The 19965-nt window shown below is 59.3% G+C and carries 20 protein-coding genes; 10 read left to right on the forward strand and 10 right to left on the reverse strand.

Features of this window, described 5'->3' with window-relative positions:
• Positions 1-204: 204 nt before the first annotated feature.
• On the reverse strand, positions 205-1404 hold the full coding sequence (gene tyrS, locus AC3WRD_RS02535; protein WP_102619802.1) for a tyrosine--tRNA ligase: 1200 nt from the start codon (positions 1402-1404) through the stop codon (positions 205-207).
• Positions 1405-1614: 210 nt separating this feature from the next.
• Between tyrS and AC3WRD_RS02540 the strand changes: the two genes are divergently transcribed.
• Together AC3WRD_RS02540 and AC3WRD_RS02545 are read left to right on the forward strand one after the other, a co-directional pair.
• The gene (locus AC3WRD_RS02540; RefSeq protein WP_096817945.1) at positions 1615-3039 is read left to right on the forward strand and encodes a peptidoglycan DD-metalloendopeptidase family protein; all 1425 of its coding nucleotides are present in this window, start codon (positions 1615-1617) and stop codon (positions 3037-3039) included.
• Positions 3040-3042: 3 nt separating this feature from the next.
• Entirely contained in the window at positions 3043-4134 is a 1092-nt protein-coding gene (locus AC3WRD_RS02545; protein ID WP_102619801.1) for an anhydro-N-acetylmuramic acid kinase, read from the forward strand.
• A 74-nt stretch (positions 4135-4208) separates the two neighbouring features.
• Here AC3WRD_RS02545 and erpA read toward each other — a convergent pair whose 3' ends face one another.
• The gene (gene erpA / locus AC3WRD_RS02550) at positions 4209-4559 is read right to left on the reverse strand and encodes an iron-sulfur cluster insertion protein ErpA (protein ID WP_003228776.1); all 351 of its coding nucleotides are present in this window, start codon (positions 4557-4559) and stop codon (positions 4209-4211) included.
• 168 nt (positions 4560-4727) lie between these two features.
• Entirely contained in the window at positions 4728-5762 is a 1035-nt protein-coding gene (gene argC, locus AC3WRD_RS02555; protein ID WP_096817941.1) for an N-acetyl-gamma-glutamyl-phosphate reductase, read from the reverse strand.
• A 135-nt stretch (positions 5763-5897) separates the two neighbouring features.
• Between argC and hemJ the strand changes: the two genes are divergently transcribed.
• From hemJ to coq7, 6 genes are all read left to right on the forward strand, one after another.
• Complete coding sequence (gene hemJ / locus AC3WRD_RS02560) at positions 5898-6326, forward strand: protoporphyrinogen oxidase HemJ (protein WP_085709241.1); 429 nt, start codon at positions 5898-5900, stop codon at positions 6324-6326.
• Between the two features lie 33 nt (positions 6327-6359).
• Positions 6360-7328 (forward strand): NAD(P)H-dependent flavin oxidoreductase, encoded by a 969-nt coding sequence (locus tag AC3WRD_RS02565; RefSeq protein ID WP_096817937.1) that lies wholly within the window; start codon positions 6360-6362, stop codon positions 7326-7328.
• Positions 7329-7422: 94 nt separating this feature from the next.
• Positions 7423-8373, forward strand: coding sequence for a DUF805 domain-containing protein (locus AC3WRD_RS02570; protein WP_102619800.1), 951 nt, complete (start codon positions 7423-7425; stop codon positions 8371-8373).
• A gap of 61 nt (positions 8374-8434) precedes the next feature.
• The gene (locus tag AC3WRD_RS02575) at positions 8435-9223 is read left to right on the forward strand and encodes an SDR family NAD(P)-dependent oxidoreductase (protein WP_007956321.1); all 789 of its coding nucleotides are present in this window, start codon (positions 8435-8437) and stop codon (positions 9221-9223) included.
• Positions 9224-9303: 80 nt separating this feature from the next.
• On the forward strand, positions 9304-9642 hold the full coding sequence (locus AC3WRD_RS02580) for a histidine triad nucleotide-binding protein (protein WP_003228789.1): 339 nt from the start codon (positions 9304-9306) through the stop codon (positions 9640-9642).
• Between the two features lie 106 nt (positions 9643-9748).
• On the forward strand, positions 9749-10396 hold the full coding sequence (gene coq7, locus AC3WRD_RS02585; protein ID WP_007956317.1) for a 2-polyprenyl-3-methyl-6-methoxy-1,4-benzoquinone monooxygenase: 648 nt from the start codon (positions 9749-9751) through the stop codon (positions 10394-10396).
• Between the two features lie 60 nt (positions 10397-10456).
• On the opposite strand, the gene speD is transcribed toward coq7, so the two are convergent.
• Positions 10457-11251 (reverse strand): adenosylmethionine decarboxylase, encoded by a 795-nt coding sequence (speD, locus tag AC3WRD_RS02590; RefSeq protein WP_007956315.1) that lies wholly within the window; start codon positions 11249-11251, stop codon positions 10457-10459.
• A gap of 237 nt (positions 11252-11488) precedes the next feature.
• The gene (locus tag AC3WRD_RS02595) at positions 11489-11911 is read right to left on the reverse strand and encodes an OsmC family protein (RefSeq protein WP_003228794.1); all 423 of its coding nucleotides are present in this window, start codon (positions 11909-11911) and stop codon (positions 11489-11491) included.
• A 236-nt stretch (positions 11912-12147) separates the two neighbouring features.
• Here AC3WRD_RS02595 and crp point away from each other — a divergent pair, with 236 nt between their 5' ends.
• Positions 12148-12792: a cAMP-activated global transcriptional regulator CRP gene (gene crp, locus AC3WRD_RS02600; protein ID WP_085709238.1), complete on the forward strand. Its 645-nt coding sequence runs from the start codon at positions 12148-12150 to the stop codon at positions 12790-12792.
• Positions 12793-12802: 10 nt separating this feature from the next.
• Here the strand turns inward: crp and AC3WRD_RS02605 are convergent, their stop codons facing one another.
• The 4 genes from AC3WRD_RS02605 to AC3WRD_RS02620 form a co-directional block, all read right to left on the reverse strand.
• Positions 12803-13501 carry a lipoate--protein ligase family protein gene (locus AC3WRD_RS02605; protein ID WP_102619799.1) on the reverse strand — a complete coding sequence of 233 codons (699 nt, stop codon included), beginning with the start codon at positions 13499-13501 and terminating at the stop codon, positions 12803-12805.
• 96 nt (positions 13502-13597) lie between these two features.
• Positions 13598-14434, reverse strand: a complete 837-nt coding sequence (trpC, locus tag AC3WRD_RS02610) for an indole-3-glycerol phosphate synthase TrpC (RefSeq protein WP_096817929.1) — start codon at positions 14432-14434, stop codon at positions 13598-13600.
• Positions 14431-15480, reverse strand: coding sequence for an anthranilate phosphoribosyltransferase (gene trpD, locus AC3WRD_RS02615; protein ID WP_096817925.1), 1050 nt, complete (start codon positions 15478-15480; stop codon positions 14431-14433). Before trpD ends, trpC begins: the two co-directional genes overlap by 4 nt.
• Before the next feature lie 9 nt (positions 15481-15489).
• A complete protein-coding gene (locus AC3WRD_RS02620) occupies positions 15490-16083 on the reverse strand; it encodes an aminodeoxychorismate/anthranilate synthase component II (protein ID WP_007956309.1) in 594 nt (197 codons plus the stop codon).
• A 403-nt stretch (positions 16084-16486) separates the two neighbouring features.
• Here AC3WRD_RS02620 and estP point away from each other — a divergent pair, with 403 nt between their 5' ends.
• Positions 16487-18397 (forward strand): esterase EstP, encoded by a 1911-nt coding sequence (gene estP, locus AC3WRD_RS02625; protein ID WP_102619798.1) that lies wholly within the window; start codon positions 16487-16489, stop codon positions 18395-18397.
• A gap of 69 nt (positions 18398-18466) precedes the next feature.
• Here the strand turns inward: estP and trpE are convergent, their stop codons facing one another.
• Entirely contained in the window at positions 18467-19945 is a 1479-nt protein-coding gene (gene trpE / locus AC3WRD_RS02630; protein ID WP_102619797.1) for an anthranilate synthase component I, read from the reverse strand.
• Positions 19946-19965 lie beyond the last annotated feature (20 nt).

The following is a 19965-nucleotide window of genomic DNA, read 5'->3' on the forward strand; positions in this document are numbered from 1 at the left end:
CGCTTTCGACCGAGAAGATCGAAACGTCAAAAGAGCCAAACATCACCACTCTTTCAACTCCTTCCAGGCTTCGATGACCTGAAGCAAGCCGCTGTCGAAAACCGCGCAACTCATTGAGTTTCAAGGAGTTTTCCGTTTCGACTGCGCCGGAAGTGGGGCGAATTATAGGCCTCCAGAATCTGCCGTCAACCCCTAATTTCAACCTTACTCGGATTTCAGTGTAATCCGTGCAAAAGCCTTCTTGCCGGCCTGGCAAACATGAGTCGCACCCAGCACGCATATAAAGGAACGATCGACAACCTCACCATCTACACGTACACCGCCAGAAGCCAGCAGGTCACGAGCAGCAGCCGAGTTCTTCACCAGGCCCGCCTTATTAAGGACGGCAGCAATCGGCATATCTTCGGCAGCAGTCAGTTCGACTTCCGGCAAATCATCCGGCAACTCGCCATCCTTCATACGGTTACCCGCACCACGGTGAGCATTGGCAGCAGCCTCTTCACCATGGAAACGCGCAACAATTTCTTCAGCCAGCTTGATCTTGATGTCGCGAGGATTGGCACCCGCCTCTACATCAGCACGGAAAGCATTGATCTCATCCATCGAACGGAAGCTGAGCAGTTCGAAGTAACGCCACATCAACGCATCCGGGATCGAAACCAGCTTGCTATACATGACGCCCGGCGCCTCCTGGATACCGACGTAGTTGCCCAACGACTTGGACATCTTCTTAACGCCATCCAGCCCCTCGAGCAGCGGCATCGTCAGAATGCACTGAGCTTCCTGACCATAACCACGCTGCAGCTCGCGCCCCATCAACAGGTTGAACTTCTGATCAGTACCGCCCAGCTCCACGTCCGCGCGCAATGCAACCGAGTCATACCCCTGAACCAGCGGATAGAGGAACTCATGAATGGCGATTGGCTGATTGGTGGTGTAGCGCTTGTCGAAGTCATCACGCTCAAGCATACGAGCCACGGTGTACTGCGAAGTCAGGCGAATAAAGTCCGCTGGCCCCATCTGATCCATCCAGGTGGAGTTGAACGCGACTTCGGTTTTCGCCGGATCAAGAATCTTGAAGACCTGAGTCTTGTAGGTCTCGGCATTTTCCAGAACCTGCTCACGGGTCAGCGGAGGACGAGTTGCACTCTTGCCACTCGGGTCCCCGATCATTCCGGTGAAGTCACCTATAAGGAAGATCACCTGATGCCCCAGCTCCTGGAACTGGCGCAGCTTATTAATAAGCACGGCGTGACCAAGGTGCAGATCCGGCGCCGTTGGATCGAAGCCGGCCTTGATTCGCAGCGGCTGGCCACGCTTGAGCTTTTCGATCAGCTCGGACTCGACCAACAATTCTTCCGCACCACGTTTAATCAGCGCTAGCTGCTCTTCAACCGACTTCATAACAGACCCGCAAGGCTCAGATTCAAAGGGAACCAACCATACAAGATCGCGCACCAATTACAAGTTTTGCCCGGCGCACGGACACCAATCCACGGGCGAGATGCCTGCGGACTTGCCTCAGAGATGATTTGGTTATATTTTATACAGTTATTTCATCTTCATCATGTCATTCATCTTTTCCAATTCATCTTTTCAAAGTCAAAACTACTTATGACCACTGAACCGTCTAAAGCGCCACCGCTTTACCCGAAGACCCACCTGCTTGCCGCAAGTGGGATCGCCGCCCTTCTCAGCCTGGCGCTCCTGGTATTTCCTTCCAGTGATGTTGAAGCCAAAAAGACGACCCTGAGCCTTGAACTGGAAAGTCCTGCTGAACAACTGACACAAGATCAAGACGCTGCTGACGCGGTTCAAGCCACAAATGAGCCAGTAGCCTCGCCCTTCGCGCAGATCGAAAACAGCGCAGAAGACGCACCTCAAACCGCCCAGGCCGCGCCAGCGCCTGCTCCGGTCGCTCCTGAAAAGAAGGCTCCAGGCCACAGGGAAGTGATCGTCTCCAAGGGCGATACCCTTTCGACACTGTTCGAGAAGGTCGGCCTTCCCGCTGCAGCCGTGCATGACGTGCTGGCCAGCGACAAACAGGCCAAGCAGTTCAGCCAGCTCAAACACGGCCAGAAACTCGAATTCGAGCTCAACCCGCAAGGCCAATTGACCAACCTGCACAGCAAGGTCAGCGACGTCGAAACCATCACCCTGACCAAGAACGACAAGGGTTATGTATTCAACCGCGTAACCGCCAAACCTACCGTTCGTACTGCTTATGTCCACGGCGTGATCAACAGCTCGCTGTCACAGTCCGCCGCCCGCGCCGGCCTGTCCCACAGCCTGACCATGGATATGGCCAGCGTTTTCGGCTACGACGTCGACTTCGCCCAGGATATCCGCCAGGGCGACGAGTTCGACGTGATCTACGAACAGAAAGTGGTCAATGGCAAAGCCGTCGGCAACGGCCCGATCCTGTCCGCCCGCTTCACCAATCGCGGCAAGACCTACACCGCCGTGCGTTACACCAACAAGCAGGGCAACAGCAGCTACTACACCGCCGATGGCAACAGCATGCGCAAGGCGTTCATCCGCACGCCGGTGGACTTCGCCCGCATCAGCTCCAAGTTTTCCATGGGCCGCAAACACCCGATCCTCAACAAGATCCGCGCCCACAAAGGTGTCGATTACGCCGCCCCGCGCGGTACGCCAATCAAGGCTGCCGGTGACGGCAAAGTATTGCTGGCCGGTCGTCGTGGCGGTTACGGCAACACCGTGATCATTCAGCACGGCAATACCTACCGCACGCTGTACGGCCATATGCAGGGTTTCGCCAAAGGAGTGAAAACCGGCGGTACCGTCAAGCAGGGCCAGGTGATCGGCTACATCGGCACCACCGGCCTGTCCACCGGTCCGCACCTGCACTATGAGTTCCAGGTCAACGGTGTTCACGTCGATCCACTGGGCCAGAAGCTGCCAATGGCCGACCCGATTGCCAAAGCCGAACGCGCCCGCTTCCTGGCACAGAGCCAGCCGTTGATGGCTCGCATGGACCAAGAGAAGGCCACCATGCTGGCCTCGAGCAAGCGTTAAGCAATGGCTCTCTATATCGGCGTGATGTCCGGAACCAGCCTCGACGGTCTGGACATCGCCCTGATCGAGCAGACCTCGGCGATCAACCTGATCGCCACGCACTACATTCCCATGCCTGACTCCCTGCGCGCCGAGCTGCTTGGCTTGTGCGCCAGCGGCCCCGACGAGATCGCCCGCTCGGCCATTGCCCAGCAGAACTGGGTGAGGCTTGCGGCCCAAGGGATCCACGCCCTGCTCGAGCAGCAACAGCTCAAACCCGAAGCCATTCGCGCGATCGGCAGCCACGGCCAGACCATTCGCCATGAGCCGGCACGCGGTTTCACCGTACAGATCGGCAACCCTGCCCTGCTGACCGAACTGACCGGCATTACGGTCGTCAGTGACTTCCGCAGCCGTGATGTGGCCGCCGGCGGTCAAGGCGCCCCTCTGGTTCCTGCCTTCCACGAAGCGTTGTTCGAAGAGCGTACCGGTAACCGCGCGGTCCTGAATGTCGGCGGTTTCAGCAATCTCAGCCTGATCGAGCCGAACAAGCCTGTAGCCGGATTCGACTGCGGCCCCGGGAATGTTCTGATGGATGCGTGGATTCACCAGCAACGCGGGGAAAACTATGATCGCAACGGTCAATGGGCAGCCAGCGGCAAGGTTGAGCCGGTCCTGCTCAAGGCATTGCTGAGCGATCCCTTCTTCTCGACCCAAGGCCCGAAGAGTACCGGCCGGGAAGTGTTCAACCTGCCTTGGCTGGAACAGCATCTGTCCCACCTTCCAGGTTTCGCACCCGAAAACGTACAGGCAACGCTGCTCGAGCTGACGGCGCTGACCATCGTCGAATCGCTGCAAAGCGCTCAAACAGATACCGAAGAACTTCTGGTCTGCGGCGGCGGCGCCCACAACGCCACGCTGATGAAGCGCCTCGCCGAACTACTGCCCAACGCGAAAGTCGCCAGCACTGCAACTCACGGTGTCGATCCAGACTGGGTTGAAGCCATGGCCTTCGCCTGGCTGGCCCATTGCTGCCTGGAGGGCATCACCGCCAATCGCCCCAGTGTCACCGGCGCAAAGGGCTTGCGCGTTCTCGGCGCCATCTACCCCAACTAAGGCAAAATGCAGATAACAAAACGCCGCAGAACCGTGAAGTTCTGCGGCGTTTTATTGTGTACGTTGAAGCGAAATCAGATCGAGAACGAAGAGCCGCAACCACAAGTCGTGGTGGCGTTCGGGTTCTTGATCACGAACCGCGAACCTTCCAGACCTTCCTGGTAGTCCACCTCGGCACCTGCCAGGTATTGGAAGCTCATCGGATCAACCACCAGACTCACGCCTTCGCGCTCGACGATGGTGTCGTCCTCGGCCACATCCTCATCGAAGGTGAAGCCGTACTGAAACCCTGAACAACCGCCGCCCGTAACGAATACGCGCAGCTTCAAGCGATCATTCCCCTCTTCATCGACCAGGCTCTTCACCTTGTGCGCGGCACCCTGGGTGAATTGCAAAGCCGTGGGGGTGAAGGATTCGACGCTCATGCTGACTATCTCCCGGCGTTACGCCGCCATAATGCGTGATGACGCGCATTATCCGCTTGTCCTAGAAAATCGGTCAACTATTGTTACGGTATATCAATAAAGCTTATCAACCGACCAGAATGCAAAAAGGCCCGTTCAACGGGCCTTTTTTACGCGTACAACAAACCGTTAAGGCAGCATGCCCGCGTGGGACAGACCAAAGCGCTCATCCAGACCGAACAGGATGTTCATGTTCTGCACCGCCTGACCCGACGCGCCCTTGACCAGATTGTCGATCACCGACAGCACCACCACCAGATCACCATCCTGTGGACGGTGAACCGCAATTCGGCAGACGTTGGCACCGCGCACGCTACGGGTTTCCGGATGGCTGCCGGCCGGCATCACGTCGACGAACGGTTCATTGGCATAACGCTTTTCGAACAGTGCCTGCAGATCCACCGAGCGATCAACCACGGTCGCATAGAGCGTGGAATGAATGCCGCGAATCATCGGTGTCAGGTGTGGCACGAAGGTCAGACCGACATCCTTGCCCGCCGCACGACGCAGCCCCTGACGAATTTCCGGCAAATGACGGTGACCTTTCACCGCATAGGCCTTCATGCTTTCCGACGTCTCGGAATACAGCGAGCCCACGGAAGCACCACGGCCGGCACCGCTGACACCGGATTTGCAGTCGGCGATCAGCAGCGAAGTATCGGCCAGACCTGCCTCAAGCAACGGCAGGAAACCCAGCTGCGTTGCGGTCGGATAGCAACCCGGCACCGCGATCAGGCGTGCTTTCTTGATTTGCTCGCGGTTGACTTCCGGCAAGCCATAAACCGCTTCGTCCAGCAGCTCCGGCGCACCGTGCGGCTGGCCGTACCACTTGGCCCATTCATCCGCGTCCTGCAGACGGAAATCCGCCGACAGGTCGATGACCTTGGTGCCCGCAGCCAGCAATTCGCCGGCCAGTGCGTGGGCAACCCCGTGTGGAGTGGCGAAGAACACCACGTCGCAGGCGCCCAGGGTCTTGATGTCCGGCACGCTGAATGCCAGACCGTCGTAGTGACCGCGCAGGTTCGGGTACATATCAGCCACGGCCAGACCGGCCTCGGATCGGGAAGTGATCACCACCACTTCTGCCTGCGGATGCTGTGCCAACAGACGCAGCAGTTCGACACCGGTGTAACCCGTGCCGCCGACGATACCGACCTTGACCATAAACCTGCCCTCAACGAACCCACTGGAAAGCCGTCGATAATAGGGGCCGCGCGCCCCTGCGACAACCGTCAAGGTGACGTGCGGACGCTCAAGCCTCTACTATCCGGCCTACCGTGAATGAGGGAATAAACAAAAATGCTCTATCTGTGGATCAAAGCGCTTCATATCGTCAGCATCGTGTGCTGGTTTGCCGGGCTGTTCTACCTGCCACGACTGTTCGTTTATCACGCACAAAGTGAAGACACGATCAGCAAGGAACGCTTCAGCGTCATGGAGCGCAAGCTGTATCGCGGCATCATGGGCCCGGCGATGATCGCCGCGTTGATCTTCGGCGGCTGGCTCATTTACCTGAACCCGAGCATCTTCAGCAGCGGTGGCTGGATCCACGCCAAACTGACCCTGGTCGTGTTGTTGATCGGTTATCACCACATGTGCGGCGCGCAGGTAAAACGTTTTGCCCGTGGCGAGAACACCCGCAGCCATGTCTTTTATCGCTGGTTCAATGAAGTGCCGGTTCTGATATTGCTGGCTATCGTAATTCTGGTCGTGGTCAAGCCGTTCTAACTTCAACTGGTTCAACTTTCCGGGGTACTTCCGATGTCGCTGCCCGCTCTGCTCGAACAACGTCTGCGCCTCCCAGTCGTGGCTGCGCCGATGTTCCTGATTTCCAATCCCGAACTGGTGCTCGCGTGCTGCCGCAATGGCGTGGTGGGCAGCTTTCCGGCGCTCAACCAACGCGAAAGCAGCGGATTCAAGGCCTGGCTGGAACAGATCGAAGCGGGACTGGCGACACTGGATAACCCGGCGCCTTATGCCGTGAACCTGATTGTTCACAAGAGCAATCCGCGTCTGCAGGCGGATCTGAACATCTGCGTCGAACACAAAGTACCCATCGTCATCACCAGCCTCGGTGCGGTGAAGGAGTTGGTGGACGCCGTGCACAGCTATGGCGGCCTGGTGTTCCACGACGTGACGACTCGCCGCCATGCGGAAAAAGCCGCTGAAGCCGGCGTCGATGGCTTGATCGCCGTTGCCGCCGGCGCCGGTGGCCATGCCGGCACCTGGAGCCCGTTCTCGCTGATTGCCGAGATTCGTCAGTTCTTCGACAAGACGCTGCTGCTTGCAGGATGTTTGAACCACGGCCATGAGATTCTCGCCGCACAGTTGCTTGGCGCGGATTTGGCCTACTTCGGAACACGATTCATCGGTACGACTGAAAGTCATGCGCCCGACGCCTACAAGGAGATGCTCCTGACAGCCAAGGCAGCGGACATCATTCATACTCCTGCCGTGTCTGGAGTACCGGCCAGCTTCATGCGTCAAAGCCTGGAAGCTGCCGGTTTCGATACGGCTGCGCTGCAAGGCAAAGGTGAAGTGAACTTCGGCGACAAGCTCAAACCGATCAACGATGAGGCCAAGGCCTGGAAAACCGTGTGGTCGGCCGGTCAGGGGGTAGGCGAAATCGACGATCTGCCGAGCGTGGACCAACTGGTGGCACGCCTCGATGCCGAGTATCGCCAGGCGCTGGAACACGCGGCGCAACTTCCGAAACGCTGGCCACGCTGAGAAAATTCCGGCCAGTCATTGCCCGACTGGCCTTACACTTGGCGACTGCAACACGCTTCAATTCAATTTCTTTCGCGACAAGGATGCCTCGGTCATGAGCGAACCGCGTTACAAGATCGTTTTCGACGGAGCCCTTCAGCCTGGCGTCGATATCACCACGGCCAAACTCAATCTGGCCGACCTGTTCAAGAGTGACGTGGCCGGCATCGAGCGCCTGTTCAATGGACGCGCCGTTGCCCTCAAGCGCGACCTGTCACACAGCGACGCCCAGGCTTATTTGCAAGCGCTGGGCAAGACCGGGATCGACGCCCGGATCGAGACAGAAACAGCCATCGAACTGAATCTGTCCGATGTCCAGGAACACTCCGCTGCCGTGACTGAGCCCGACTCACCCTATGCACCGCCTCGGGCCAGTGTCGGTGAACACCTGCCGGAGTTCGCAGCGCTCAAGCCATTGAGCGTCGAAGGACGGATCGGACGCCTGCGCTACCTGGCATGGTCGATGGTACTGAGTCTGGTGACCCTGCCAATCATCGGTGTGTTTGCGCTGATCGGTCTGGGCCTGGTGAGCGCCGATTCGACTTCAGGGCTGATCATTGGCGGTATCTTCGCCTTCTTCCTGTTCCTGGCTTTCGCGATCGTCGGCGTCCTGTTCAGCATTCAGCGTCTGCACGATATCGGCTGGTCAGGCTGGCTCTGGCTACTGACCCTGGTACCGTTCGTGGGCAGCTTCTTCCCGCTGGTGATCATGGTCATGCCGGGCAATACCGGCGCCAATCGCTATGGCCCGCCACCGCCACCGAACAGCACAGCCGTCAAAGTGCTGTGCTCTCTGTGGATCGTCTTTATCGGATTGTTCTTCGTCGGCGGAATGCTGGGCGGGATCTCCGCGATCCAGCAGGAGTACGAAACCAGCCTCGAAAGCAGTTATGAGAGCGGTTCGGTGACCGCTGATGAAGTCGATGTCGAAGTCGAGCCCGCGTCGAATTCGGTGGACGATGCAGCCGAAGCCGCGCCGGCCCCTGTAGACTCTGCGAAAGAATGAACAGCGCTCCCCGCCGTGACACCTGCGTCCACGGCGCGGAGCTGTTGCGATGGAGAACTGCATGACCCGTTACGCTCTGATCACTGGCGCCTCCAGCGGCATCGGCCTGGCCATGGCCGAAGCCCTGGCCCGCCGTGGCCGCAGCCTGATTCTGGTGGCCCGACAGCGTGATCAGCTGGAAAGCATTGCGATTGAACTGACCCAGCGTTTCGGCGTGGAGGTACTGTTCCGGGCCTGCGATCTGGGCGAGCCGTTGCGACTGTCCGGGTTTCTGCTGGAGCTTGAAGAAGGTGACCGGCAGATCGATCTGCTGGTGAACTGCGCTGGCATCGGCACCTGCGGCCCTTTCCTGGCTCAGGACTGGATGACCGAGCAGGACCTGATCGAGGTGAACATCCTCGCCCTCACCCGCCTGTGCCACGCGATCGGCAACAGCATGGCCCTGCAGGGTGGCGGGCAGATTCTCAATGTGGCATCGGTCGCCGCGTTCAATCCCGGCCCGTGGATGAGCACTTACTACGCCAGCAAGGCCTACGTTCTGCACTTCTCCGAAGCGTTGCGGGTGGAATTGAAAAAGTGCGCCGTGAAAGTCTCGGTGCTCTGCCCAGGCCCGACGCGCACGGCGTTCTTTCGCACGGCGCAACTGAACAACGACAAACTCAACGCCAGCAAACTGCTGATGAGCCCCGAAGAGGTCGCGCTATACACCGTGCGCGCCCTGGAGAAAAACCGCGCGATCATCATTCCCGGGCGCAGAAACCGCTGGTTCGCCTTTCTGCCACGACTGGGTTCGCGCTGGCTCAACCGCACCATCGTCGGCATGGTCAACAAAGCTTACTGCCCGCGCTGAAGGGCCGGCAGGCAAATGGCTGGGCGCGGTGATCCCTCGTGGGTACACTCAGCCCAGCTCACACAACGGAGAAAACAGCTGTGGATACTCTGTTCACCAAGATCATCAACCGGGAAATCCCGGCGAAGATCATCTACGAGGACGACCAGGTTCTGGCGTTCCACGACATCGCCCCACAGGCACCGGTGCATTTTCTGGTGATCCCGAAGAAACCGGTGCGCACCCTCAATGACCTGACGGAAGACGACAAGGCACTGGCCGGGCACATCCTGTTCACCGCCCAGCGCCTGGCGCTGGAGCTGGGTTGCGAGGAAGGCTTCCGGGTGGTGATGAACTGCAATGAAAAGGGTGGGCAGACGGTCTACCACATTCATATGCACGTACTCGGTCAGCGCCAGATGAACTGGCCGCCGGGCTGATCGACCTCAAAATCTGTGGGAGCGCCCTGCTCCCACATGACCCAGCGCAAACCTTCCCCGGCCGATTCGGTTAAACTGGCCGCCGAGATTCTTCCCGGAGGTCAGCATGACTACCCAACGTCACTATTCGCCAATTGACCGTCTTCTTCTGCAAGCCGATGCCGCAATGCGAACCCTGCTGCCCTTCAGCGGCCAGCCGTACCGTCCGTCGCCGGCCATCGTGCAGCCCGATGTGCAGATGAGCGACGAAGACACCCGCCACGTCGCCGGCCTGATGCGCATCAACCATACCGGTGAAGTCTGTGCCCAGGCGCTGTACCAAGGTCAGGCCCTGACCGCCAAGCTGCCGCAGGTTCGCGAAGCCATGGAGCATGCGGCCGAAGAAGAGATCGATCATCTGGTCTGGTGCGAACAACGCATTCATCAGCTGGGCAGCCACACCAGCGTGCTCAATCCGCTGTTCTATGGCATGTCGTTCGGGATCGGCGCAGTCGCCGGGCTGATCAGCGACAAGGTCAGCCTCGGTTTTGTCGCGGCGACCGAGCATCAGGTGTGCAAGCACCTGAACGAGCATCTGGAACAACTGCCGGCCGAGGATGAGAAATCCCGGGCAATTCTGGAACAGATGCGTATCGATGAAGAACATCACGCAGAAAGTGCGCTGGAGGCTGGCGGTTTCCGCTTCCCGGCACCGGTGAAGTTCGGCATGAGCCTGCTGGCCAAAGTGATGACCAAAAGCACTTACCGAATCTGAAAACCGCCCATAAAAAAGGCGACTGCCGCAAAGCAGTCGCCTTTTTTGTGCCTGGACGTCTTAGCTCGGCATATTGCGCGCGTAGAAGATTTCCAGCATTTCGTGCTTCACGCGCTCGGTCACCTGGGCGCGTTGCTCAGACGACAGATTGCTGGTGGCATCGCCGAACAGGTAGTTATCCAGTTCGAAGTTCTTCAGCAGCATTTTGGTGTGGAACAGGTTTTCCTGGTACACGTTCACGTCGGTCATCTGGTACGCGTCGCGGGTGTCTTCGGAAAGGTAGTTCTGGATCGAGTTGATCTCGTGGTCGATGAAGTGCTTGTTGCCTTCAACGTCACGGGTGAAGCCGCGCACACGGTAATCCACGGTCACGATGTCCGAATCGAACTGGTGAATCAGGAAGTTGAGCGCTTTGAGCGGTGAAATGACTCCACAGGTCGACACGTCGATGTCCACACGGAACGTCGCAATACCGGCGTCCGGATGGATTTCCGGATAGGTATGCACCGTGATGTGACTCTTGTCGAGGTGGGCCAGGATGATTTCCGGCAGCGGACCCGGGGACTCTTCGATCTGGCTTTCGGTCGGGGTGACCGGTTCTTCCGAGATCAGAATCGTGACGCTGGCACCCTGAGGCTCATAGTTCTGACTGGCAATGTTCAGAATGTTGGCACCAATGATTTCGACAACTTCCGTGAGGATCTGCGTCAGGCGTTCCGCGTTGTACTCTTGATTGATGTACTCGACGTAAGCCTGCTGGTCTTGCGGGGTTTCCGCGTAGCAGATGTCATAGATGTTGAAGCTCAAGGTCTTTGTCAGGTTATTGAACCCGTGGAGCTTGAGTTTGCTTTTCACCGTTAAAAACTCTCTATGTATGCGGCCCGGCCGCGTGATCAAGCATGCCCGTCAAGTGCGAACGACGCACCTGCGTAGGACGGTTAACACCTCTTCGCGATGGCGATTTTGGTTATCTGTTCAGGCGGAAGACCCGTCGGCTGACCGATCACTGCCCTGAAAAAAGTGGCGCATTATGCAGACGTCAGCGGGGGATCGCCAGAGTCTGCACTGCTTTTATGATAGTTGAATGTCGGCTCAGCCGAGTTCGACGATTTCATAGTCGTGGGTGATTGCCACGCCGGCTGCGCCGAGCATGATCGAGGCCGAGCAATACTTCTCCGCCGACAGCTCGATGGCGCGTTTGACCTGGGCTTCTTTCAGGCCACGACCCTTGACCACGAAGTGCATGTGGATCTTGGTGAACACTTTCGGATCTTCGGTCGCGCGTTCGGCTTCCAGGAAAGCTTCGCAGCTTTCAACGGCCTGACGGGACTTCTTCAGGATGCTGACCACGTCGAAATTGCTGCAACCGCCAACGCCCAGCAGGAGCATTTCCATCGGGCGAACACCCAGATTGCGACCACCGGCGTCCGGCGGACCGTCCATGACCACGACATGACCGCTGCCGGATTCGCCGAGGAACATGGCTTCGCCAGCCCATTGGATGCGTGCCTTCATCGCCAAGACTCCACTGTAGAAAAAAGGGTCGCCAGCTTAGCACAGGGCCCCGGTTTGACTGCGAGCGGTGATCCTAGGACGGATGCCTTTACCGCGTAGGTAATTTCTCGAATTTTCGACGAAGTGTCTGGTAAGCTGGCGCCAATTCACTGGCGCCTAGCCAGTATTTGTAGCGACCGCCTCAGCGCCTCATATAAAAACCAAATATAACCGTGCAGTCTTTTCGGGATACAACCATGGTTGGTATTACCCCCACACCTAAAATCAAGAACCTCGACAAACTGCTGATGCATTGCCAGCGCCGGCGCCATGCGGCCAAGAGCAACATCATCTGCGCCGGGGATCGCTCGGACACGCTGTACTTCATCATCCGCGGCTCGGTCACGATCCTGATCGAGGACGACGACGGCCGCGAGATGATCATCGCTTACCTGAATGCCGGGGATTTCTTCGGTGAGCTGGGCCTGTTCGAACAGGCCGGCCAGGAACAGGAGCGCAGTGCCTGGGTGCGGGCGAAGGTCGAGTGCGAGGTTGCGGAAATCAGCTACGCCAAATTCCGTGAGCTGTCGCAGCAGGATCCAGACATTCTTTACGTGCTCAGCGGACAAATCGCACAACGCCTGCGCAACACCACACGCAAGGTCGGCGATCTGGCGTTCTTCGATGTCACCGGCCGTGTGGCCCGCTGCCTGCTGGAGCTGTGCAAGCAACCCGATGCGATGACCCACCCGGACGGCATGCAGATCAAGGTGACCCGTCAGGAAATCGGGCGGATTGTCGGTTGTTCGCGGGAGATGGTCGGCCGCGTGCTCAAAGATCTTGAGGAACGCAACCTGGTGGATGTGAAAGGCAAGACCATGGTGGTCTTCGGCACTCGCTGAGTTCGAACGCTCAGGCGGCGTAGATCTGCGCCAGCATTAAACGAAAGAGTTCATCGAGTCGCGCCAATGCATGGGGCGCCGGGAATTTCTCATGCAACGCGATGTGGCTGGCGGCACGTACCCGTTGCTCCAGGCCACACGCTTCGTTGAAGCGATTGACCGCCGCGACCATCGATTCGCGCTCGTCATCCAGCAGCATCGCACCGTGCACCAAACCCACCGGGCGCTGGCCACCCTGACTCTGGCGCCAGCGCTGAGCGGTGCCGACCATCTTGCGACCGTCGAGGTTGACGTTGAAACGACCGTCGCAGAACGCACCGTCGATTTCACCCAACGACGACCTGCCGCCCAACTCATCCAGCAACTCACAGATCGGATCACACAGACGCCGGTAACCGGTTTCGATGCGGTTCAGATCGCCTTCGCTGCGAGGCGGCGCGTAGACCAGTGCAATGTTGATCGTCGAAGCGGATTGCGGAACAGGTTCACCGCCGGTTTCACGCAACAACACCGGCCAGCCGGCAGCGGCGGAGACTTCACAGGCGTGATCGAATCCAGGAAGGCGATTCAAGCGGCGCGGCATGACCAGAGCGCGATCACTGGGCTGCCAGAACAGCAGACCGAATTCAGCATCACCGGCGCAGACCGAGGCCAGCAGATCCTGCTCGGCTTGCAGGCCGGCTTCGATGGTCAGGGAAGTGGGGATCATAAGGTTTCCATAGGACGTTGAGCCTGAGGTGAATCTTATGCTGCCTTCGCGGGCAAGCCCGCTCCCACAGGGATACGGGCGCCCGCGAAGAGTCGATCAGTCGAGGGTCGAACCGCTCACCGGAACGCCGCGCTCAGGGAAGAACAGGCGTTGCAGTTCGATGCCAGGGCTTTCGGCGCGCATGAACGCTTCACCGACCAGGAACGCATAAACGTCGCTGATTTCCATCAGTTCGACATCGGCACGGTTGAGGATCCCGCTCTCGGTGATCACCAGACGATCGCGCGGAATGCGCGGCAGCAGGTCGAGGGTGGTTTCCAGGCTCACGTCGAAGGTGTGCAGGTTGCGGTTGTTGACCCCGACCAGCGGCGTGTCGAGGGTCTTCAATGCGCGTTCCAGCTCATCGCCGTCGTGGACTTCCACCAGCACATCGAGACCGACGCCTTTGGCCACCGAAGCCAGCTCGGCCATTTTCACGTCATCCAGAGCGGAGACAATCAGCAGCACGCAGTCGGCGCCCAGCGCACGGGCTTCGACGATCTGGTACGGATCGATCATGAAGTCCTTGCGGATCACCGGCAGCGAACACGCGGCACGGGCCTGCTGCAGATAAGCATCAGCGCCCTGGAAGTAGTCGATATCCGTCAGTACCGACAGACAGGTCGCCCCGCCCTTCTCGTAGCTTTTGGCGATATCGGCAGGAACGAAGTTCTCGCGGATCACGCCTTTGCTCGGCGAAGCCTTCTTGATTTCGGCGATCACTGCCGGTTGTTTTTTCTTGGCCTGCGCCAGCAAGGCACGGGCAAAACCACGGGGTGCATCGGCCGCCTTGGCCAGACTTTCCAGCTCGCTCAGGCTCACACGGGCGCTACGCTCGGCGACTTCCTGAACCTTTCGGGCCAGAATGTTTTCCAGAACCGTCGGTACACTCATCCCTCATTCTCCACTTTGAATACCGCGGTAAAGGCACCCAACTCCTCGAGTTTTTCCCGAGCGAGACCGGTGTGCAGAGCGTCGTGGGCAAGTGCCACGCCTTCTTTCAGACTTGTTGCCAGATCGGCGGCGTACAGCGCCGCACCGGCATTGAGCACGATCATTTCCGCAGCCTTCTGGCCGTTCTCGGTCTTGCGCTTGCCCAGCGCATCGCGGATCAGCGCCAGCGAAGCCTCCGGACCCTCGACCGACAGGCCATGCAGGCTCTGGCTCTTCATGCCCAGATCTTCCGGCTCGACCCAATATTCGGTGATTTCGTTGTTCTTCAGCTCGGCCACAAAAGTCGGCGCAGCAAGGCTGAATTCGTCCAGACCGTCCTTCGAATGCACCACCAGCACATGTTTGCTGCCCAGACGCTGCAAGACTTCGGCCAATGGCCGGCACAGTGCCTGAGTGAAGACACCGACGACCTGATGTTTGACGCCGGCCGGATTCGTAAGCGGGCCGAGCATGTTGAACAGGGTACGCAGGCCAAGGTCGCGGCGCGGGCCGGCGGCGTATTTCATGGCCTTGTGGTGAGTCTGGGCAAACATGAAACCGATGCCGACGTTGTCGATGCAACGCGCCACTTGAACCGGGGTCAGGTTGAGGTAGATCCCGGCCGCTTCCAGCAGGTCGGCGCTGCCGCTCTTGCCCGACACCGCGCGGTTGCCATGTTTGGCCACTGTGCAGCCGGCAGCGGCAACGACGAAGGATGAAGCGGTAGACACGTTGAAAATGTTTGCGCCATCACCGCCAGTGCCGACCACATCGACCACGCCGTCGAGGGTCTTGAGTTCGACCTGGTCGGCCAACTCGCGCATTACCGACACCGCGCCGACGATTTCGTCGATGCTTTCGCTCTTCATGCGCATGGCCATCATGAACGCGCCGATCTGCGCGTCCGTGCATTGGCCGGTCATGATTTCGCGCATCACGTCGCGCATTTCATCGGTGCTGAGGTCGAGGTGATCGACGATACGGCTCAGGGCTGTCTTGATATTCATGGAGAGTCCTTAGCGCGTGCCGCCGGTTTGTTTGAGGAAGTTGGCGAACAGTTCGTGGCCCTGCTCGGTGAGGATCGATTCCGGGTGGAACTGTACGCCCTCGATGTTCAGGGTCTTGTGACGCAGGCCCATGATTTCATCCACCGAGCCGTCATCGTGCTGAGTCCACGCGGTCAGCTCCAGGCAATCGGGCAAGGTCTCGTGCTTGACGATCAGGGAATGATAGCGGGTGACGGTCAGCGGACGATTCAGGCCGGCGAATACGCCCTTGTCCTCGTGGAATACCGGGCTAGTCTTACCGTGCATCACTTGCCGGGCACGCACCACGTCACCGCCAAAGGCCTGGCCGATGGACTGGTGGCCGAGGCAGACGCCGAGGATCGGCAGTTTACCGGCAAAGTGCTTGATGGCTTCGATGGAGATGCCGGCTTCGGTCGGTGTGCACGGACCGGGGGACACCACGATTCGCTCCGGGTTGAGCGCTTCGATTTCGGCGATGGTCAGCTCGTCGTTGCGCACGACCTTGACCTCGGCACCCAGCTCGCCGAGGTATTGCACAACGTTGTAAGTAAAGGAGTCGTAGTTGTCGATCATCAGCAACATGGCGTTTCGAACCTCTTGAATTCTGACTTGGAAACAGCCTTCGGATGACTTGCCAGGACGCTGCACGATGTCGGACGCACAAGTGGCGACGGCAAAGCGGCATTTCAAACGGGCAAGGAAGGCAAAGCGATACAGATCCGGCGGGGCCGGCAGAAAAGATTCAGGCGCGCCAACGCCAGCGGGCGTGTGCCTTGATGACTTGATCCAGGAGTTTGCTGGTGATCAACACGGGGAAGGTCTCGTTCATACGTTCCCGCACAGTAACTTAGCTGGGCAGAGCGTGCAATATGGCCGGGCCTGACGGGGGGAAAACTATGGGAGGGTTGACGACCGATGGCAAAACGCCGGAAGTTTTTGGTACTGTCGTTTCGTTCCATACAACAATAAATAAACGGACTTGCTCATGATCAAACAGACGTTGTTTGTACCGCTCGCCGGATGCCTGCTCGCGATGGCCTGCGCCCAGGCGAATGCCGCGCCCAATCCTTATTCGAATTTCATCGTCTTCGGCGACAGCCTCAGTGATGCCGGGACGTTCACCGACAGCGGCGGCCCCGCCGGTTCAGTCGAGCGATTCACCAACCGCACCGGCCCGAACTACCACAACGGCAGCGGTGAGTTGTACTCGCTCAATGCCACCCAATTGATCGGCGGTCGGCTGGGCTTCACGCCGGACCAGACCGCTTCCGCGGACTCGGCAGTACGCGCCGGCCAGGGTTTGCCGGACGGCAACAACTGGGCGGTGGGCGGATACCGCACTGACCAGATTCTTGATTCGATCACCAGCACGTCCGACACCGGCGAACGCACCCGCGCCGGCTACCTGCCGTCGAACGGCTTTCGTGCTGATCCGAATGCCCTGTATTACCTGACCGGGGGCGGTAACGACTTCCTGCAAGGTCGCGTCACCAGTCTCGATCAGGCCAGCGCTGCGGCTGATCGCCTGGCCAGCAGTGTTCGGACTCTGCAAGGCGCAGGCGCCCGCTACATCATGGTCTGGTTGCTGCCTGACATCGGCTTTACCCCGGCTTTCAATGGCACCGCACTGCAGACGTTCACGTCCCAGCTCAGCGCCCAGTTCAACACCGAACTGGTGAGCCAACTGCAAACCATCAACGCCAACATCATCCCGCTGAACATTCCGGTATTGCTCAAAGAGACGTTTGCCAACCCGGCACAGTTCGGCCTCGCCACCGATCAGAATCTGGTCACGACCTGCTTCAGCGGCAACAGTTGCCTCGAAAACGCCCGGTACGGGATCAACAGCGCCACGCCGGATCCGACCAAGCTGATCTACAACGACTCGGTGCACCCGACCGAAGCCGGGCAACGGCTGATTGCCGATTACGCCTACTCGTTGCTGGCTGCACCCTGGGAGCTGACCCTGCTGCCGGAAATGGCCCAGGGCACGTTGCGCGCGCATCAGGACGAACTGCGCAATCAATGGCTGGCCGACTGGGAAAACTGGCAAGGCGTTGGCCAATGGCGGGCGATTGTCGCCGGCGGCGGCCAGCACCAGGACTTCGATGACCAGCACGCCGGGGCAAGTGCCGATGGCAATGGCTACAACCTGAACATCGGCGGCAGCTACCGCCTCGACGACGCCTGGCGTGTCGGTGTGGCGGCAGGTTTCTATCACCAGAAAATCGAAGCCGGCGACAACGACTCCGAGTACAAACTCAACTCCTACATGGGCACCGCGTTCGCCCAGTACCAGCAAAACCGCTGGTGGGGTGACCTGGCCGTTACCGCCGGACATCTGGACTACGACAGTCTGAAGCGCAAGTTCCAGCTGGGGGTCAACGAACGTGGCGAGAAAGGCGACACCGACGGCTACGTACTGGCCATCGGCGGCCGTGTCGGCTACGACATCGCGCCAGAGGCCAGCAGCCCATGGCACCTGTCGCCCTTCGTCAGCGCCGATTTCGGCAAGGTGGAAGTCGACGGTTACTCGGAAAAAGGCGCGGACTCTACTGCGCTGACCTTCGATGACCAATCGCGCAACTCCCGCCGCCTCGGCCTCGGCATCCAGGGCAAATACCAGATCACCGCACAGACCCAGGTATTCGGCGAATTCGCCCACGAGCGCGAATACAACGACGACGCCCAGGATCTGACGATGAACCTCAACAGCCTGCCGAACAATCGCTACACCCTGGAAGGCTACACACCGCAAACCAACCTGAACCGCCTGAATCTGGGCGTGAGCCACAACCTCACCAAGGACGTGGCCCTTCGCGCCAGCTACAACATTCGCAAGGATGACGACTTTACCCAGCAAGGGGTCAATGTTGGCGTAAGTCTCGACTTCTGATCAGAAGGCCATAAAAAACGCGGCGCCCTCACAGGCGCCGCGTTTTTTTATGGCTGAATCACCCGTCACTCAGTCCGGGGTTTGCTCGGCCAACGCAACAGCTCGGAACATTGCCCGACGCTTGTTGATGGTTTCTTCCCATTCCAGCGCCGGCACCGAGTCGGCAACGATGCCGCCACCGGCCTGCACGTGCAGCTCGCCGTTCTTGATCACCGCGGTGCGAATTGCAATCGCGGTGTCCATGTTGCCGTTCCAGGCGAAGTAACCGACCGCCCCGCCATACACGCCACGCTTGACCGGTTCCAGTTCGTCGATGATTTCCATCGCGCGGATCTTCGGCGCGCCGGACAAGGTGCCCGCCGGCAGGATCGCCCGCAGTGCGTCCATCGCCGTCAACCCGGCCTTCAACTGGCCGGTGACGTTGGACACGATGTGCATCACGTTGGAATAGCGCTCGATGACCATCTTCTCGGTGAGCTTCACCGAGCCGATTTCCGAAACACGCCCGGTGTCGTTGCGACCAAGGTCGATCAGCATCAGATGCTCGGCGATTTCCTTGTCGTCGGACAGCAGGTCTTCTTCCAGCGCCACGTCCGCCTCTTCGGTAGCCCCGCGAGGACGGGTGCCGGCAATCGGGCGCACGGTGATCAGGTTGTCTTCGACCCGCACCAGTACTTCCGGCGAACTGCCGACGACATGGAAATCACCGAAGTTGAAGAAATACATGTACGGCGTCGGGTTGAAGCAACGCAGCGCGCGGTACAGATCGATCGGCGCAGCCTTGAAGTCGATCGACATGCGCTGGGACGGCACAACCTGCATGCAGTCACCGGCGAGGATGTATTCCTTGATGGTGTCGACGGCTTTTTCGTAGTCGTCCTGGGTGAAACTGGAGCGAAACACCGGCTCGGCCGCCTGCTGCTTGCTGAAATCCAGGCCACGGCGCGGGGTGATCGGCTGACGCAGTTTTTCCAGCAGTTCCTGCAATTGCGCCTGACCCTGTTCGTAGGCATCGGCCTGCGCCGGGTCGGCCAGCACGATCGCGTGCATCTTGCCGGCGAGGTTGTCGAACACCACCACCGCATCGGAGACCATCAGCAGAATGTCCGGCACGCCGAGCGGATCCGGGTTCGGGCATTTGCCGAGGCGCTTCTCTACGTAGCGCACACAGTCGTAACCGAAGTAACCCACCAGGCCGCCGTTGAAGCGCGGCAGACCGGCAATGGTCGGCACGTTGTAGCGGGCCTTGAAGGTTTCGACGAAGGCCAGCGGGTCTTCGACGTCGTGGCTTTCGGTCTCGACGCCATCGACGGTGATGCTGACGTGATGATCGTGAACCCGCAGCACGGTGCGGCACGGCAGGCCGATGATCGAGTAACGGCCCCATTTCTCGCCGCCCTGCACCGATTCGAGCAGGTAGGAGTTGGGCTGGTCGGCCAGTTTCAGGTAGATCGACAGCGGCGTGTCGAAGTCGGCCAGGGTTTCGCAGGCCAGCGGGATGCGGTTGTAGCCTTCAGCGGCCAGACGCAGGAATTCTTCGCGGATCATAGGGTGCCTCGTGGTGTGAG

It is taken from the genome of Pseudomonas sp. FW215-R2 (assembly GCF_058789255.1).

Excerpts from the sequence above, each read along its gene's own strand:
- trpD (WP_096817925.1), bottom strand. The coding sequence starts at position 15,480 with ATGAATATCAAGACAGCCCTGAGCCGTATCGTCGATCACCTCGACCTC.
- AC3WRD_RS02565 (WP_096817937.1), top strand. The coding sequence starts at position 6,360 with ATGTCGCTGCCCGCTCTGCTCGAACAACGTCTGCGCCTCCCAGTCGTG.
- erpA (WP_003228776.1), bottom strand. The coding sequence starts at position 4,559 with ATGAGCGTCGAATCCTTCACCCCCACGGCTTTGCAATTCACCCAGGGT.
- AC3WRD_RS02605 (WP_102619799.1), bottom strand. The coding sequence starts at position 13,501 with ATGATCCCCACTTCCCTGACCATCGAAGCCGGCCTGCAAGCCGAGCAG.
- AC3WRD_RS02570 (WP_102619800.1), top strand. The coding sequence starts at position 7,423 with ATGAGCGAACCGCGTTACAAGATCGTTTTCGACGGAGCCCTTCAGCCT.
- hemJ (WP_085709241.1), top strand. The coding sequence starts at position 5,898 with ATGCTCTATCTGTGGATCAAAGCGCTTCATATCGTCAGCATCGTGTGC.
- AC3WRD_RS02595 (WP_003228794.1), bottom strand. The coding sequence starts at position 11,911 with ATGAAGGCACGCATCCAATGGGCTGGCGAAGCCATGTTCCTCGGCGAA.
- AC3WRD_RS02575 (WP_007956321.1), top strand. The coding sequence starts at position 8,435 with ATGACCCGTTACGCTCTGATCACTGGCGCCTCCAGCGGCATCGGCCTG.
- crp (WP_085709238.1), top strand. The coding sequence starts at position 12,148 with ATGGTTGGTATTACCCCCACACCTAAAATCAAGAACCTCGACAAACTG.
- coq7 (WP_007956317.1), top strand. The coding sequence starts at position 9,749 with ATGACTACCCAACGTCACTATTCGCCAATTGACCGTCTTCTTCTGCAA.
- estP (WP_102619798.1), top strand. The coding sequence starts at position 16,487 with ATGATCAAACAGACGTTGTTTGTACCGCTCGCCGGATGCCTGCTCGCG.
- AC3WRD_RS02540 (WP_096817945.1), top strand. The coding sequence starts at position 1,615 with ATGACCACTGAACCGTCTAAAGCGCCACCGCTTTACCCGAAGACCCAC.
- trpC (WP_096817929.1), bottom strand. The coding sequence starts at position 14,434 with ATGAGTGTACCGACGGTTCTGGAAAACATTCTGGCCCGAAAGGTTCAG.
- AC3WRD_RS02620 (WP_007956309.1), bottom strand. The coding sequence starts at position 16,083 with ATGTTGCTGATGATCGACAACTACGACTCCTTTACTTACAACGTTGTG.
- AC3WRD_RS02545 (WP_102619801.1), top strand. The coding sequence starts at position 3,043 with ATGGCTCTCTATATCGGCGTGATGTCCGGAACCAGCCTCGACGGTCTG.
- trpE (WP_102619797.1), bottom strand. The coding sequence starts at position 19,945 with ATGATCCGCGAAGAATTCCTGCGTCTGGCCGCTGAAGGCTACAACCGC.
- tyrS (WP_102619802.1), bottom strand. The coding sequence starts at position 1,404 with ATGAAGTCGGTTGAAGAGCAGCTAGCGCTGATTAAACGTGGTGCGGAA.
- argC (WP_096817941.1), bottom strand. The coding sequence starts at position 5,762 with ATGGTCAAGGTCGGTATCGTCGGCGGCACGGGTTACACCGGTGTCGAA.